The 1,067-nt window shown below is 43.9% G+C and carries 1 protein-coding gene; it reads right to left on the bottom strand.

The genetic code is table 11. The annotated features are described in order from the left end of the window. Nucleotides 1–1,067, bottom strand: a 1,067-nt coding sequence (gene ectB, locus AC1DUA_RS38730) for a diaminobutyrate--2-oxoglutarate transaminase (protein ID WP_477504741.1), incomplete at both ends; no start/stop codon positions are given.

Below are 1,067 nucleotides of genomic sequence, written 5' to 3'. Positions count from 1 at the left end.
GCAATACCTTGCATAAGGCCTCTCCCTCTAACCTCACCTTTAAGCGCTGGAAAGGAAGTAACAATTTCATGCAATTGTTTATTTAATATTTTCCCTTTGGTAAGGATCTCGTCTGAAAAATGATTGGTCTCCCAATAACGCAAAGCTTCAGCAGCTGTGATGAAAGCTAAGTTATTACCACGAAACGTGCCGTTATGTTCGCCTGGCTCCCAGATATCCAGTTCCGGACGAATAAGTGTTAGTGCCATCGGCAATCCAAAGCCGCCTATTGATTTGGACAAGCAAACGATATCCGGCTTAATCCCTGCTTCTTCAAAGCTAAAGAAAGTCCCTGTTCGTCCACATCCCATCTGAACATCATCCACTATTAGCACAATGCCATGGTCTTTGCACAGCTGTTCCAATCGGCGCAACCACTCTATACTTGCTACATTAATCCCGCCTTCACCTTGAATCGTTTCCACGATGATCCCCGCAGGCAGTGATACGCCACTTCCACTATCCTGTATATAATTTCGCATATATTCGATGGTATCGACCTGATCGCTCATGTATCCTTCATATGGCATGGATACCGTATGATGCAATGGAACGCCAGCCCCTCTTCGCTTGAATTTGTTCCCGGTAACCGACAATGCGCCAAGTGTCATCCCATGAAAACCGTTTGTAAACCCAATAATCGTTGAACGCCCGGTTACTTTGCGGGCAAGTTTTAAGGCGCTTTCCACGGAATTAGCGCCTGTAGGCCCAGGAAATTGAATTTTGTAGGGAAGCCCTCTGGGCTCAAGAATGATTTTTTGAAACCGTTCAAGAAATTGTTCCTTGGCAGTAGTTGCCATATCCAAACTATGTGTGACTCCATCATCTTGAATGTATTGAATCAGCTTTGATTTTAAATTTGGATGGTTATGTCCGTAATTCAAAGCACCTGCACCTGCAAAGAAATCAAGATATTCTTCTCCCACGGCATCCCATAATGTACATCCTTTGGCTTTTGTGAATACCGTGGGGAATGACCTGCAATAACTACGAACCTCAGATTCTAACATTTCAAATAGATGTAAAGA

It is taken from the genome of Paenibacillus sp. 01T422, from assembly GCF_056398785.1.
This window is presented reverse-complemented; position numbering and strand designations above follow the sequence as displayed.